Raw genomic sequence first — 14,347 nt, 5'->3', positions numbered from 1 at the left:
GCGAGCCGGCGAACCGGTTCAGGCTTCTCCACCGCGCCGGTTCAGGCCCATTTTCTCAAAGGCCTGATACAGCTTGGCCAGGGTGATGGGTTTGCCCAGGTAGTGATTCATTCCCGAGGCGAACACCTCTTCACGGTGTTCCTGCAGGGCGTGGGCCGTCAGAGCCACAATGGGAATGGCCGGACGGTTGTGATGGCGTTCATGCTCGCGGATGCTGCGAGTGGCCTCGAAGCCATCCATTTCCGGCATTTCGCAATCCATCAGGATCAGATCGTAGCTCCCCCGGCAGGCCGCCTCGTAAGCGGCCAGACCGTCCTCGACCAAACGGGCGTCGATGCCCATCTTGCCCAGCAACCCTTTGATCACCATCCGGTTGACGGCATTGTCTTCCGCGACCAGCACTCTCAGGTGCGCGAATTGTCGGTAGTCGGTCGGCGACGGAGTACTGCCGTTTTCCTCCTCCAGGTTTTCACCCAGCATGCTGATCAGTCGGCGGCGCAGGCTGCGAGCCGAAAACGGTTTGTGCAGTACGCTGTGAATGCCGAGTTTCGTCAGGTTTTCCGGTTCGGCGCCGAGCTCTCCGGCATCGAGCAGCAGTCGGGGAATGTCTTGCGCGATCGAATCCCGGTTGAGTTGCTCGGCCAACGCGATGCCCTCCATGTCATCGAGTTGACTGCCGATGGCGATGAAGTCGACGGCTTTGTTCTGCTCAGTCAACGTGTACAGCCGGCTCATGGCGTCCGCTCCGGAGGCGACGCAGTCCAGAGTCATCCCCCAGCGTTTGCAGTGACGGGCGAGAAAGTCGCCCAGGCGCGGGCTCGGGTCAACAAACAGCAGGCGGCGGCCTTTCAGGATGGCCATCGCCTTCTCTTCCTGTGCCCGCTGACGGTCGGGCATGGGTTCGAAGGTTGCCGTGAACCAGAAACGCGCGCCCCGCCCCTTTTCGCTCTCGACGCCGATGGTGCCCCCCATCAGCTCCGCCAGGCTTTTGCAGATGGCGAGACCGAGTCCGGTGCCGCCGTATTGCCGGGTGGTTGAGGTGTCTTCCTGATTGAACGAATCAAAGAGGTGCGTCTGCGCCGAAGGCGCAATCCCGATGCCGGTGTCCTGAATGGAAAACAGCAGCCGGGGTTGCTCGTCGGTATAGTCCTCGGCCCGGCAGACTTCCAGAACAATGTGTCCCTTGTTGGTGAATTTGAAGGCGTTGCCGAGCAGGTTGATCAGAATCTGGCGCAGCCGGGTCGGGTCGCCCTTGAGTTTGCGGGGAACATCCGGGTCGACGCCACCCATCAGTTCTATGCCCTGCTTGTTGGCCGTCGCGCCAAACAGGCGCAGGCAGTCCTCAATCAGATCCTCCAGATCAAAGGCGGCCACTTCGAGCTGCATTTTGCCCGCTTCGATTTTCGAGTAATCCAGGATGTCGTTGATGATTTCCAGCAGGGTTTCCCCGGAGCGGTGAATCACATCCAGATAGTGTTTCTGATTGTCGTTCAGGGGCGTGTCCCGCAGCATATCCAACATACCGATCACCCCATTCATGGGGGTGCGGATTTCGTGGCTCATGGTCGCCAGAAATTGGCTCTTGGCCCGGTTGGCATCTTCGGCGGCCAGTTTCTGTCGCTCGTTACGGGCCTTCTCCTCCCGTTCGTGCAGTAGTGCCAACTCCATCGCCTGACGCTGCTCAATATCCTCGAGCAGTGTTTCCCGCATGTGATTGATCGCTTCGACGACGTTGTCCAGCTCGTCGGGGTTGTCATCCGGTTTGATCCGCTTCAGGCGCAAAGGGGTGGTCAGGTTATCCAGATGGAGCTGGCGGGCGTAGTGAGCAATCGTCTCCATATGGCGGGTAAGCAGGGTGTACACCAGCCAGAGGATGAAAAACGAAATGATCAGGGTTTTGGTACCCTGCACACCGGCGATAAACAGCGTGCGCTGCCACAACCGGTCGTAGATGTTGGTCAGGCTGGCGGTAATCTGTAGGGTGCCCAGTTCTTGCCGGGGCGTGCTCTCGTCCTGATAGACCAGGGGGTATTCCTTGATCAGGTACTGATTGGGCCGCGCTTCAATGTCCGCCTGGGTCGTGCCTTCCTTGTACTCGATCAGGGTCTGCTCAGCATTATTCCAGTCGCGCCAGGAAACGCTGACCTGCACCACATCTTCCACATCCAGCACACTGTCGATCTGAATCGACAGCTGATCCTGGTCAAACCCCCACAGGCTTTTGGTGATGCTCGCCAGGGTGCTGACTCGCACCTGATCCAGGCGCTCTTCCAGTGCGGACAGGTCGTCGTGAAAGCTTGAGTAGAGTTGCATCAGGATGGCCACCAGGGTGATGGCCGAGCTGCTCAGGATGATCAGTCCGAGCAGGCGGGTGGCGATGGGGTTTTCGCGTGTGTAGCGAATAAGTCGCAGCATGAAGGTCGGTCACTGGCAGAATGGGCGAAGCGCTCGAAACAAGTGTAGCACTTCGCCCACCGGTCGGTTACCGCTTTTGGCTGAGCTGGACCTCCAGATCCTCCAGTGAAACACCTTTGGTCTCGGGCATCAGGTAGCGCACGAACAGCAGTTGCAGCACCATCATGGCGGCAAAAAAAGCAAATAGCGGGGCTCCACCGAACGTGCCGGCGAAATACGGAAAGCTGAACGCGACCAAAGCGGCAAATACCCAGTGGGTACCCGAACCCAGGGACATGCCGTAACCGCGGACGCTGTTGGGGAAGATCTCGGCGATAAAGACCCAGATGCAGGCACCCTGACCGATCGCGTGGGAGGCGATAAACACAAAAATCAGTAGTGGCACCAGGCTGCCGCCAAACGCCTCCAGATGAAAGATCAGGGCCAGGCTGGTCAGTGACAGAATGTAGCCAAACGAGCCAATGTACATGAGGAAGCGTCGCCCGAACCGGTCGATCAGAGCCAGACCTATGAGGGTGAACACCAGATTCACCAGCCCGAGCCCGGCGGAGGACAGCAGCGCGGCGCTGCTCTCCATGCCGGCCATGGAAAAAATGCGCGGCGCGTAATAGATGACCGCGTTGATGCCGGACACCTGATTGAAAAACGCGAACAGGAACGCGAGTAGAATCGGCCAGCGATAGCGACCCGACAGAAACTCCCTGAGCTCGCTGCCCTGGATCTTCTGTTTGTGGCTGTGCTCAATGTCGGCCAACGCCTGCTCGACCCGACTGGGGTCGATCATCGTGAGCACTCGGCGGGCTTCGTCGTGGGCACCGCGCCGGGTGATCAGCCAGCGGGGGCTGCGGGGTACAAACAGAATCAGAATCACAAACAGCAGGGCGGGCACCGCTTCCACACCCAGCATGACGCGCCAGTCTCCGCCGGCACTGGCGACGCCATAATTGGACAGATAAGCACACAGGATGCCGAACACCAGATTGAACTGGAACATGGCGGTCAGGCGACCGCGCAGGCCGGTGGGGGCGATTTCAGAAATGTACACCGGGGCGGCGACCGAGGAGGCCCCCACGCCCAACCCGCCGATAAAGCGGAACAACATCAGGCTGTAGACATCGGGGGCGAGCGCCGAACCGAGCGCCGAGATCAGGTAGAGGACGCCGATCCAGAACAGCGTTATTTTGCGCCCGTAGCGGTCGCAGGGGATACCGCCAAAGATGGCACCGATGACGGTGCCGGCCAGCGCCGATGAGACCATCAGGCCGATCAGGGCATCCGACAGCCCCCACTGCGCCTGGATGGCCTGTTCCGCGCCGGAAATGACGGCGGTATCAAACCCGAACAGGAAACCGCCCAGCGCGACCGTAAATGACCAGAACAGCAGTCTGGCGTGATGGATGGTGTGAGTCATGGAATCGGTCCGTTATTGCTGTTATGAGGTATCGAACGGTAACCGGTATCGTATCGTCTGGTGCGGGAAATCACCAGAGCCCTTTTGGGACAGGGGGCGTCTATTTGGGTGATGGGCGCGTACACTGGGGACCCCATTGAACCCAAGGAGTTGCCCGCCATGTTGAGTTGGCTCAAGTCAGATCCTCGCAAAAAACTGCAAAAAGCCTACGAACGACGACTGAAGGACGCGATGCTCGCCCAGCGCAGTGGCGATATCAAAACCTACTCTTTGTTGACCGAAGAGGCCGAGGGAATCTATCAGCAGATCAAAGCCCTGGAGGCCGACAGCAGCCGCTAGAAGGCGGCCAGCACGTCATTGAGAAACCGGCGCCCCAGGGCGGTGGTACGCAGGTGCTCGTCCCTGGGATATACCAGCCCCTTACGTTCCAGTTCGCGCCAGGTCGGGTCCAGCCTGGACAGCGGGAGGCCGGTGTACGCCTCGAACGCTTCCGCGGGCACGCCTTCGTTCAGGCGCAGGGCGTTGAGCAGGTAATCCAGAGGCAGGGCGTCGGGCTTCAGGGTTTCCTGCCCGGCGAGCATGGGATGCGCCGTTTCCCGGGTTCTCGCCGATGCAGCGGCGGCCCGCTCAAGGTAGTGAGCGGGCAAACGGGTTTTCCAGCGCCGGGTGATGTCGCCGCGCTCGGGATGGGTCACTTTCCCGTGGGCGCCGGCACCGATGCCCAGATAATCCCCATAGGTCCAGTAGTTGAGGTTGTGCCGGGCCGGCTTTCCGGGCTGACAGTAAGCGGATACTTCATATTGGCCGTAGCCTGCCTCGGCCAGCAGGGCCTCGCCGGCCTGTTGAATATCGGCCAGAGTGTCCTCCACCGGCAACAGGGGCGGCGCACTGTAGAAGTGGGTATTGGGCTCAATGGTCAACTGGTACCAGGACAGGTGCTCGGGGGCCAACTCGATGGCCTGCCGCAGGTCGGAACAGGCGGCCGCCGTGGTCTGTTCGGGCAGCCCGTGCATCAGGTCAAGGTTGATATTGTCGAAACCGGCCCGGCGGGCCATGGCCACGGCCGCCAGCGCTTCATCCCGGTCGTGAATACGCCCAAGCTTGTGTAACTGCTCGGCCTGAAAGCTCTGCACCCCGATGGACAACCGATTCACCCCGGCGCGGCGATAGGCACTGAAGCGCGCCTGCTCGAAGGTGCCGGGGTTGGCCTCCAGGGTAATCTCTGCATCGGAGGCCAGCCCCACCGTCTGATCGACGTTTTCCAGGATCCGGCCAATCGCCTCGGCGGAAAACAGACTCGGCGTGCCGCCGCCGAAAAATACCGTCTGGATAGAGCGTCCCTGAGCCAGTTCGGCTTCGGCGGCCAGGTCGACCCCCAGGGCGGCGACATACTCCGCTTCGGGCAGGGCGTCACCGGCCTGGTGCGAATTGAAATCGCAGTAGGGGCACTTGCGAACACACCAGGGGATGTGAATGTAGAGCGAAAGCGGGGGGAGGCGCATGGCAATCCGGCGGTTCAATAAAAACAGGCCGTCACTATACCATGACCTCCGCCTCCCTACCTCCGCCACCCTCGTCTCGGGAGGCTAGTCTGCCTCGCTGCCCACCGTTGCCAGTGTTTCCCCGGAGGGCGCCAGATGCTCATCCAGAAATGCCAACACCGCCTCGATCAGCATTTGACGCACCGGCTCCTCACCGTAACTGTGGCCAGTATCTTTCAGCGGCAGGTACTTCACCGGCTTGTTGGCCGCCTGCAGTTTTTCCAGCATCAGTTCGGATTGCTCAATCGGCACAATCTCGTCGTCTTCCCCGTGGACCAACAGCACCGGGGCGCTAATACCACTGGCGAAATTGGCGGGCGAGTGAGCGGCCAATCGCTCCGGGGTGAAGTAGTTTTTGGCGATAGAACGAGAGAAGTATTCGATGACCCAGTGGTCTTCGCCCAAGTCCTTCTCTTCATGTTCCAGCATGGCGTTCAGATCGCTGACGCCATGAATGGAAATGGCGCAGCGATACAGGTCGGGGGTAAAAGCCGCGCCCGCCAGGGCTGAGTAACCGCCGTAGCTGGCGCCGGCAATGCAGACCCGGTCCGGGTCGATAAACCCGACGTTGCTCAGGGCTTTTACCGCATCGGACACGTCATCCTGCATCGCACGGCCCCACTCGCCCAGACCGGCCGCCCAATGCTCGTACCCAAAGCCGTAAGAGCCACGGAACTGCGGTTGAATGACGGCATAGCCACGGGCGGCAATCGACTGGACCAGCGCATCGAATTCCTGGCGATCGTAAGATTCCGGCCCCCCGTGTGGTAGCACAACAGCGGGCAGGTTTTCCGGGTTGGCGGCGTGAACCCGCGGAATGGTCAGCAAGGTGGGGATGACCAACCCGTCCCGGGCTTTGAACTCAAAGGGCACCGAGGGTTGCACCTCAGCTTCGCTGATGCCGGGGTAGGCGCTCAACAAAAAGCGCACCGGTTGGCCTTTCTGTGACAGGAAGAACTCGCCGGCGGTGGAGGGCCCCTCCAGGTACAGCACCAGATTGTTCAACTCGGAGTCGGCGTTGACCACATAAAGGGAGTGACCCTTGAACTGAGCCTGAAGTTTGCTCACCCGATCGTTCAGCGCGGCATCAAAAAAGTGATAGCTGGGGTTAAAGCCCGCGTAGGTGATACCAATCGCGACCCGCTCGGCATTGAGGCGAACGTTGGCAATGTCGCTATCGTTGCGGTTGAGGTCGAGCCGTTCCTGCTTGCCGCTGTCCAGGTTCAATCGGTAGTACTCGACCCGGCCGGTATCCCAATCCTCCTTGAGCATGACCAACCAGTTTTGATCCGGTGTTTCGCCGATAAACGAAGCCACGGTGCGCGGCGAGTTGTCCGAGTAGATCACCCGCCAGTCATCGCCATCGCGCACCAGAATCTCGTGTTGATAGTCGTCTTCGTTGTAACGCTCCTGTGCCAGGACTTTTCCGTTGCGCCCGACGAACCAGTCCACGGTATGGGAGTGGCCATCTTCCAGGACCTTGGGATGGCGCGGTTTTTCAATATCGACTTCGAGTAGGGCGTAATCGGGTTGTCGATCGGTTTTGGAGCGGGGCACGTAGGCGGGCATGTACAACTTCCGGCCGTCGTCGGAAATCCCGAGAATCCGCCCCAGGCCCTGCTGGCCGGCGTAGATGACATGGCCCGGGCGCAACAGCTGTTCGATGGCGCCGGTCTTGATGTTCAAAGCATAGGCGGTACTGATTTCGTTACGGCCCCGAAAGCCCATCAGACGGGTTTCCTTGGAAGCGACCATGATCAGGTATTGGTCGCTGACAAAGTGCAGCCGACGCGGATCCATTTCCCCGACGTGGGCACCGGTGATGTTTTTTCCTTTTTTAAGGGAATGAACCAGAATCAGGTCTTTATCGCCGTCGCGGGTGCGAAACGCCAGCAGTTCACCGTTGGGCGATATGGCAACCATTTCCCGCGAGGGGTCGACGCCGTAGACAGAGGCGATCTGTTTTAACTCCGGGGAGTCCGCAGCGGCTGGTAGCGTAAGCAGGGTGAGCAGTGCGATAGAACAGGCCTTGGTCAAAGTTGCGAAAACCCGGATCGGGAGCTTGAGCATGATTAAAGCGTTGAACAAGGGGGAGTCGGCGCGAGTGCCGGAGGGAGTTTTCATCATGAGTACAGCCCGTCCTTCTTGAGCAGATGTGAATGTCGCGACGCCATTACGGTCGGCCTCACGTCTACTGCTCCATGACGGGGACGCCTCAACCCTGGCGTTATTATTCGTAATACCTTTGGAATTACGCCACAGGTTGGCGCAAATTTCAAATGTCGATTATCGCTTTGTTTATCGTGGCGTCAGGGCGCCCCGTTGGTCAGCCCGGCCAGCAGTGCCCGGGTGGCGATGGCCCGGTGGCTGATTTTGCCTTTTTCTTCCTTGCCCAGCTCCGCGGCGCTGCACTGGCGCTCCAGCACCTGAAACAACGGATCGTAGCCGAAACCGCCCTCGCCTCTGGGCTCGGTGCGGATGCGCCCGCGCCACTGGCCCTGGGCGATGATCGGGGTGGGATCTTCGGCGTGACGCATCAGCACCAGTACGCAGTGATAGCAGGCGCCGCGCTCGGTCTCGGGGATGCCTTTGAGCTCCTGTAGCAAGCGGGCGTTGTTGTCCGCGTCGGAGGCGTCGGGGCCGGCGTAGCGGGCCGAGTAGATGCCGGGGCGGCCATCCAGGGCATCGACGGCGAGACCGGAGTCATCGGCCAGGGCCGGCAAGCCGGTTTGAGCGCTGGCGTGGCGGGCCTTCAGGATGGCGTTTTCCACAAAGGTCAGACCGGTTTCTTCAGCGCTGTGGAGCCCGAACTCGCCCTGAGATAGGACCTGATAGCCGCAACCGGCGAGCAGTTGTTGAAACTCTTTCAGTTTGCCGGGGTTGCCACTGGCGAGTACCAGTTTCTGCATGAATGCTCCTCAGCGGATATCGTCATTACTTTTCAATGTACAGCTTTTGGCTGAAGCGCAGCTCGAAGCTCTGCTCGGCGCCCTCGGGCTGAATACGGACTCGGAAGTTGTACATCTCTTCATCAAGGTGGCGTATCGGGGCGATGTAATACGTGGTGTCGCCCTCGCTGATTTCTTTGAACTCCAGAGTCTGAGTCTGCTGCATCAGGTTACTGGCTGTGCCGCTCAACTCGGCGGGTAGGCCCAGGCCACCGTCGGCACGGGTAACGCTGATATTCACCAGGGCCCGGTCTTCGCCGCGCACCAGATTGTGCACGCTGGCGATGTCTGGCAGCACGAAGGTACTGTTGAACACACTGTAGTACACCTGGTAATCACCAAAGCGCTCCGAGCCACTCTGGGCGTGGGTCAGCGGTGCCAGTAGCAGCGCTAGCAGGGCGGTCAAGGACAGCAGGCGTGACATGAGGCTTCTCCGACTTCGAATGAAAGGGACTCAGGTGAGTTCCGAAGGAGAAAGTCTACCTTACTCGATGGGTCTTTGGCACAAAAGGCGGGGACAAAAAACGGGGCCAAGAGGCCCCGTTTCTGTATCGTGTCGGTCTGACTCGTATCAGGAGTCCTGCTCAACACGGGCGGTCAGTGCTTCTTCGATCTGGCCGCGCAGTTCTTCGTTCTGGCCGGCCTGGTTGGCGATCTGCTGGTACTCAGAGATGGACAGACCGGAATCGCTCACCGCTTCCTGCATCTTGGTCTGGGCTTCCTGCTGCAGTTCGGTGGCCTTCTCGGGATCTTCCACCGCCTGAAGCTTCTGGGTGTATTCCTGGTTGATGCCCTGGACGGCCATGTAGGCGTCTACGAAGCTTTCAACCTGCTCTTCACTCACGTCCATTGCTTCAGTCTGCGGCTGAGCCTGTGGGGCCTGAGCGCCGCCCTGGGGCGCTGCGCCTTGGGCGGAAACGGTGGCCGCGCCGAACAGCAGACCGGCAGTAGCCAGAAGGGCGAGTACGGGATGTTTGATGGTACGCATAAGTTTCTCCTCACAGTGAAACAGAATAGGGGTTCTGAAAAACCCGTTAGTTGTGTTGCGTACCTGTGTCTATCGCAACGCCCGTGCCAAAAGTGCAAAAATTTTATAAGTGATTGATTTGTATGGGTTTTTATCTGGTATCGGCGCGCTGTGTGTGGACTGGGTCACTGTGCCCTTTCGCTCATGTGCCAAATTGACTCACCCCCGAGTGTGTCGGATGGGCGCAAGCCGCCTACAGAGGTCAATTCACGCGTCGGTTTCCAGCCATCGGTATAGGGTGCGTCGGCCGATGTTGAGGATATCGGCGGCGCGCTTTTTGTTGCCGTCCACCTGATCGAGCACATAATGGATGTAACTGCGTTCCACCGCATCCAGCGACACCAGCTCACCCTCGCCGGTGGGCGGCTGCCAGCGGTCGCCGGAGGCGGGCTCCGGCGTCGGTGTGGCCTGGTGAATCCGCTCGGGCAAGTGCTCCGGTCCGATCAGACGCTCGGAGCAGAAGGTCACCGCTCGCTCAATGATGTTGGACAGTTCGCGGACATTGCCCGGGAAGGGGTAGCGTTTGAGCAGGTTCAACGCCTCGCCGCTCAGGCCGTCCACCGGCTGCTGACGGCGCTGGTTGAACTGATGCACCATATGGGCGATCAGGCGCTCCAGGTCGTCGCCGCGCTGGCGCAGAGGCGGGACTTCGATGGTGAAGGTTTCCAGACGGTAGTAGAGGTCCTCCCGAAAGCGTCCCTCACTGACCTCATCGGGCAGCTCCCGGTTGGTGGCGGCGATAATCCGCACGTTCAGGTCCTGTTCGGTGTTGCTGCCGACCGGTCGCACCCGACCGTCCTGCAGTACGCGCAGCAGGCTCGACTGCATCTCCATGGGCATTTCGCCGATTTCATCGAGCATCAGGGTGCCACCGTCGGCGGCGGCGAACAGGCCGCGCCGGGCCTTGGTGGCACCGGTAAAGGCGCCGGCGGCATGGCCGAACAGTTCGCTTTCCAGCAGGTTGGCGGCGATGCCGCCGCAGTTGAGCGCGATAAAGGGGCCATCCCGGCGATCGCTCTCCCGGTGAATGGCGCGGGCCACCAACTCCTTGCCTACGCCGCTCTCTCCGGTCACCAGTACCGGGCCACCGGCCTGGGCGACCTGCTGAATCTGGGTGAACAACTGGCGCATACGCGGGCTGCGCCCGATCATGCCGTGGAACTCGCCCTGGTCCAGCAGGCGCCGGTAATAGCTCAGTTCCTGCTCCAACAGTTGGCGCTGCAGGGTGCGGGTAATGGACAGGGTAAAGTGGTCCAGGTCCAGGGGTTTGGTCAGAAAGTCATCGGCGCCGCGCTTCAGGGCATCCACTGCCTGATCGATGGTGCCAAAGGCGGTGATGGCGATAAAACTCGGACGCACAGGCAATTGGCGCAATTCCTCCAGCAGGTCCAGGCCGTTGCCATCGGGCAGGTGCAGGTCGCTGACCACCAGCTTGGGGGCCTGTTCGCTCAACCACTGGCGGGCACTGACCAGGTCGCCTTTGCCCGCGCAACGATGGCCGGCATCGGCAAGCTCTTCCAGCAGCAGTTGCCGCAGATCCGGGTCGTCCTCAATCACCAGAATGTCAACGGGACCTGCGCTGGGAGTGTCAGTCATGGGGCAGTACCTCGGGTGCATTCACGGCGGACGGCGAGTCGGCCGGAGGCTGGAAGGGGATGTTCAGATCAAAGCGGGCCCCACCCATTTGGCTCGCACCGATGTCGATGTGTCCACCATGCTCGGTGACCACCGCGTTGACGACGGCCAGTCCGAGCCCGGTGCCAACGCCCACAGGTTTGGTGGTGACGAAGGGTTCGAGCAATTGCTCCCGTACGGAGGGCGCGATGCCGGGGCCGTTGTCTTCCACCACGAGTCGCACCGCGTCGGATGTGCAGTGCCAGCTCAGCCTGACAAGGCCGTTGGGGGTGGCCTGAACGGCGTTGCGTAGCAGGTTGATCAGGGCCTGCTCCAGACGCAGCCGATCGGCATTGAGTGTGGGGCAGGGTGTCTCGGGTGCCCGGATTTCGATGTCTACCGAATGCTTGCGGCGCTCGTCTTCCACTTGCTGCAGCGAGGACTGCACCAGGTCGGTCAAACGGACCTCCCGGTGCTCGGGAGTGACCGGACGGGCAAAATCCATCAGTTGCCGGATGATCCGCTCCATGCGCTGCAGCTGCTGCCGGATGTCCTGCAGGGTTTTGGCGTCCTCGGGGGCGGCGCGACGCAGGGCCCGCTGGGCCTTGCCGTCGGCGACGCTCAGGGGCGTGCCGAGCTCGTGTGCGACGCCGGCCGCAAAACGCCCGATGGCCGCCAGTTTTTCGGCTTGGTGTAACTGGTGTTTGAGTTGGTATTCCCGTTCCCGACGAGTACTGATTTCCCGCTCGGAGGCGACGATGCTGTCGAGCATCCGGTTAATGCCCTCGGACAGAAAGCGCAGTTCGGTGGGGCCCTGGGTATCCAGGCGATGGTCCCGACGGCCGCTCGCGACGGTGGCCATGCCGCGTCCCATGGACTGAATGTGGCGACCGATCGCGCGCTGATAGCCGATCCATACCAGTATCAATACCAACAGGGCCGAACCGGCCAGAATGCTGATGGCCCGGGTGCGGAAGGCGCGAATCTGCTGGACGAAGTCGCTGCCTCGCCGGGTGACCTGAAGCAACCCATGGATACGTCCGCCACTGTCGGTCAGTGGCATGAAGTAGGAAAAAACCGCTTCGCCACCGATCTCTTCAAAGGCGCTCTGCTCGCTGCCCCGGGAGGCGAGACTGGCGGCCTCGATGTCCTGCACCTGCACGTTGCTGGGGCCCTGGGCGGTGATGCGGTTGCCCTGTTCATCGTACACATAGACGCCGTACACACGACCGATATCCCCCGCCGAGGTCACAGTGCGGCGCAGCGTTTCTTCATGGCCATTTTCCAGCGCGTAGCTCAGAGGGCGGCGGATTGAGCGGGCGATCAGCTCGATTTCCTCCTCCATACCGGTTTCTGCGGCCTGCTCCAGTTGCCGCAGGCTGAAGCCGGCGGTGGTGATCATGATCAGCAGAAAAGGCGCGAGCACAAACGCCAGCAGCGCGGTACGGATGTTGTACAGGCCAAAGGGCTGTCGCAATCCCATGAGGGCTGACTCCCGGTTTGGGTGGTTGAACCGAAGACCGGTCTAATGACCGGCCCGGTGACCGAGGCACAAGTGATAAATGGCGGTCTCGCCAAACAGGTTGGGCGATACATCCTTCAAAAAGTTCGGCGACTCTTCGTTGACCACCTGCCGATGCAGCACGGTGATGCCTTTATCCCGGCAGAGCACCTCGAAGTCCCGGAAGGTGCAGAAGTGGATATTGGGGGTATCGTACCACTCGAAGGGCAGCAGGTCGGACACCGGCATGCGACCGCGCACGGCCAGGTGCCAGCGGGCTTTCCAGTGGCCAAAGTTGGGGAAGGTGACGATGCACTCCTTGCCCACCCGGAGCATCTCATCCAGGACTTTGTGCGGGTAGTGCATGGTCTGGATGGCCTGGGCCATGATCACGGTATCGAAGCTCTGGTCGGCAAAGTTGCCCAGGCCTTCGTCCAGGTTCTGCTCAATGACATTCAGGCCTTTGTCGATGCACGCGTTGATCTGTTCGGCGCCGATTTCCAGGCCGTAGCCGGAGGTGTTTTTGGTCTCCTGCAGGTACTTGAGCAGGGTGCCGTCACCGCAGCCCAGATCGAGAATGCGGCTGCCCTCGGCAATCCAGTGCTGTATTTCGGTCTGGTCGAGTCGCATGGGGGCTCCGTTCATGCCTGCACCTCCTGACGTCGCGCGTCCCGGGCCACGCCCGCCATGTAGCGGGTAAAGGCCTCCCGGTAGCGTTCGCTGGGCAGCAGGAAGGCATCGTGTCCGTAGGGCGAGTCGATGGCGGTGTAGGTGACCGGCTGGTGGGCGCCGAGCAGGGCATCGACAATTTCCCGGGAGCGCTGGGGCGAGAAGCGCCAGTCGCTGCTGAAGGACACCACAAAGAACTTGCAGCGGGCCTCGGCAAAGGCTTTGACCGGATCGTCCTCGTACTCCCGGGCCAGGTCGAAGTAGTCCAGAGCCCGGGTGATCAGAATGTAACTGTTGGCATCGAAGTTATTGGCAAAGCTGTCGCCCTGATAGCGCAGGTAGCTCTCCACCTGAAACTCCACCGGGTCGTGCTGGCCGCGTACAAAGCTGCCGCTGCGCAATTCCCGACCGAATTTTTCCCCCATGGCGTGATCGGACAGGTAGGTGATATGGCCGATCATGCGCGCCACCGCCAGCCCGCTGCGGGGCAGGGTGTTGTGCTCCAGATAGCGCCCGTCGAGGAAATTCGGATCGGACATGATCGCCTGCCGGGCCGTCTCGTTGAAGGCAATATTCTGGGCGCTCAGCTTCATCGCCGAGGCGATCACGACCGCGTGACCCAATCGGTCCGGGTACTCCAGCGCCCAGCGCATGACCTGCATGCCGCCGAGGCTGCCGCCGACAATGGCGGCCCAGCGATCAATGCCCAGGGCATCGGACAACCGGGCCTGACTTTCGACCCAGTCGCGTACCCGCAGCATGGGAAAATCCGGTCCCCAGGGCTTGCCGGTGGCGGGATTGGTGCTGCGCGGGCCGGTGGAGCCGCTGCAGCCGCCGAGATTGTTGGGGCAGACCACAAAGAACTTGTTGGTGTCGATGGCTTTACCCGGCCCGATATAGTTGTCCCACCAACCGGGCTTGCGGTCGTCCATGCTGTGGTAGCCGGCGGCGTGATGATTGCCGGACAGCGCGTGACAGATCAGGACCGCATTGGAACGGTCGTCGTTGAGGGTGCCATAGGTTTCGTACACCAGCTCGTAGCGCTCGAGCGTGGTGCCACAGGCCAGCGTGAGCGGCTCAGTGAACTCCAGGGTCTGGGGGGTGACCAGACCCACCGAGTCGTCGGGCAGGGTGTCGGGCATTGGCAATCTCAGTCCTGGACAGGGAATAAACCCGCAAGTCTAAGGTTGCGCCGGGAATGCTGCAAGCGATGCCGGCCGG

Annotated in this window: 12 protein-coding genes; 1 reads left to right on the top strand and 11 read right to left on the bottom strand. The window is 61.0% G+C overall.

Annotated elements, in window-relative coordinates; genetic code table 11:
• Window positions 1-18 precede the first annotated feature (18 nt).
• Together OOT55_RS11930 and OOT55_RS11925 are read right to left on the bottom strand one after the other, a co-directional pair.
• Window positions 19-2,415 carry a response regulator gene (locus OOT55_RS11930; RefSeq protein WP_265366093.1) on the bottom strand — a complete coding sequence of 799 codons (2,397 nt, stop codon included), beginning with the start codon at window positions 2,413-2,415 and terminating at the stop codon, window positions 19-21.
• A gap of 67 nt (window positions 2,416-2,482) precedes the next feature.
• Window positions 2,483-3,826 (bottom strand): sugar porter family MFS transporter, encoded by a 1,344-nt coding sequence (locus tag OOT55_RS11925; RefSeq protein WP_265366092.1) that lies wholly within the window; start codon window positions 3,824-3,826, stop codon window positions 2,483-2,485.
• Window positions 3,827-3,985: 159 nt separating this feature from the next.
• On the opposite strand from OOT55_RS11925, the gene OOT55_RS11920 reads away from it, so the two are divergent.
• On the top strand, window positions 3,986-4,165 hold the full coding sequence (locus tag OOT55_RS11920) for a DUF6435 family protein (RefSeq protein WP_265366091.1): 180 nt from the start codon (window positions 3,986-3,988) through the stop codon (window positions 4,163-4,165).
• Here the strand turns inward: OOT55_RS11920 and hemW are convergent.
• From hemW to metX, 9 genes are all read right to left on the bottom strand, one after another.
• The gene (gene hemW / locus OOT55_RS11915; RefSeq protein WP_265366090.1) at window positions 4,162-5,328 is read right to left on the bottom strand and encodes a radical SAM family heme chaperone HemW; all 1,167 of its coding nucleotides are present in this window, start codon (window positions 5,326-5,328) and stop codon (window positions 4,162-4,164) included. The genes OOT55_RS11920 and hemW overlap by 4 nt on opposite strands.
• Before the next feature lie 84 nt (window positions 5,329-5,412).
• Entirely contained in the window at window positions 5,413-7,494 is a 2,082-nt protein-coding gene (locus tag OOT55_RS11910) for an alpha/beta hydrolase family protein (protein ID WP_265366089.1), read from the bottom strand.
• 182 nt (window positions 7,495-7,676) lie between these two features.
• Window positions 7,677-8,276, bottom strand: coding sequence for an RdgB/HAM1 family non-canonical purine NTP pyrophosphatase (gene rdgB, locus OOT55_RS11905; protein WP_265366088.1), 600 nt, complete (start codon window positions 8,274-8,276; stop codon window positions 7,677-7,679).
• Between the two features lie 25 nt (window positions 8,277-8,301).
• The gene (locus tag OOT55_RS11900) at window positions 8,302-8,739 is read right to left on the bottom strand and encodes a DUF4426 domain-containing protein (RefSeq protein ID WP_265366087.1); all 438 of its coding nucleotides are present in this window, start codon (window positions 8,737-8,739) and stop codon (window positions 8,302-8,304) included.
• A 147-nt stretch (window positions 8,740-8,886) separates the two neighbouring features.
• Complete coding sequence (locus OOT55_RS11895) at window positions 8,887-9,303, bottom strand: DUF4168 domain-containing protein (RefSeq protein WP_265366086.1); 417 nt, start codon at window positions 9,301-9,303, stop codon at window positions 8,887-8,889.
• A gap of 246 nt (window positions 9,304-9,549) precedes the next feature.
• The gene (locus tag OOT55_RS11890) at window positions 9,550-10,938 is read right to left on the bottom strand and encodes a sigma-54-dependent transcriptional regulator (protein WP_265366085.1); all 1,389 of its coding nucleotides are present in this window, start codon (window positions 10,936-10,938) and stop codon (window positions 9,550-9,552) included.
• Window positions 10,931-12,439: an ATP-binding protein gene (locus OOT55_RS11885; protein ID WP_265366084.1), complete on the bottom strand. Its 1,509-nt coding sequence runs from the start codon at window positions 12,437-12,439 to the stop codon at window positions 10,931-10,933. The genes OOT55_RS11890 and OOT55_RS11885 overlap by 8 nt, the downstream gene beginning before the upstream one ends.
• 42 nt (window positions 12,440-12,481) lie before the next feature.
• Window positions 12,482-13,087 (bottom strand): methionine biosynthesis protein MetW, encoded by a 606-nt coding sequence (metW, locus tag OOT55_RS11880; protein WP_265368825.1) that lies wholly within the window; start codon window positions 13,085-13,087, stop codon window positions 12,482-12,484.
• Between the two features lie 11 nt (window positions 13,088-13,098).
• Window positions 13,099-14,268, bottom strand: coding sequence for a homoserine O-succinyltransferase MetX (gene metX / locus OOT55_RS11875; RefSeq protein ID WP_265366083.1), 1,170 nt, complete (start codon window positions 14,266-14,268; stop codon window positions 13,099-13,101).
• Window positions 14,269-14,347 lie beyond the last annotated feature (79 nt).

It is taken from the genome of Marinimicrobium sp. C6131, from assembly GCF_026153455.1.
Taxonomy (GTDB): Bacteria; Pseudomonadota; Gammaproteobacteria; order Pseudomonadales; family Cellvibrionaceae; genus Marinimicrobium.
This window is presented reverse-complemented; position numbering and strand designations above follow the sequence as displayed.

Bases quoted from the DNA above. Each gene is read 5' to 3' on its own strand.
- OOT55_RS11885 (WP_265366084.1), bottom strand. From the start codon at position 12,439: ATGGGATTGCGACAGCCCTTTGGCCTGTACAACATCCGTACCGCGCTG.
- metX (WP_265366083.1), bottom strand. From the start codon at position 14,268: ATGCCCGACACCCTGCCCGACGACTCGGTGGGTCTGGTCACCCCCCAG.
- OOT55_RS11925 (WP_265366092.1), bottom strand. From the start codon at position 3,826: ATGACTCACACCATCCATCACGCCAGACTGCTGTTCTGGTCATTTACG.
- rdgB (WP_265366088.1), bottom strand. From the start codon at position 8,276: ATGCAGAAACTGGTACTCGCCAGTGGCAACCCCGGCAAACTGAAAGAG.
- OOT55_RS11890 (WP_265366085.1), bottom strand. From the start codon at position 10,938: ATGACTGACACTCCCAGCGCAGGTCCCGTTGACATTCTGGTGATTGAG.
- hemW (WP_265366090.1), bottom strand. From the start codon at position 5,328: ATGCGCCTCCCCCCGCTTTCGCTCTACATTCACATCCCCTGGTGTGTT.
- OOT55_RS11910 (WP_265366089.1), bottom strand. From the start codon at position 7,494: ATGATGAAAACTCCCTCCGGCACTCGCGCCGACTCCCCCTTGTTCAAC.
- OOT55_RS11930 (WP_265366093.1), bottom strand. From the start codon at position 2,415: ATGCTGCGACTTATTCGCTACACACGCGAAAACCCCATCGCCACCCGC.
- OOT55_RS11895 (WP_265366086.1), bottom strand. From the start codon at position 9,303: ATGCGTACCATCAAACATCCCGTACTCGCCCTTCTGGCTACTGCCGGT.
- OOT55_RS11920 (WP_265366091.1), top strand. From the start codon at position 3,986: ATGTTGAGTTGGCTCAAGTCAGATCCTCGCAAAAAACTGCAAAAAGCC.
- OOT55_RS11900 (WP_265366087.1), bottom strand. From the start codon at position 8,739: ATGTCACGCCTGCTGTCCTTGACCGCCCTGCTAGCGCTGCTACTGGCA.
- metW (WP_265368825.1), bottom strand. From the start codon at position 13,087: ATGCGACTCGACCAGACCGAAATACAGCACTGGATTGCCGAGGGCAGC.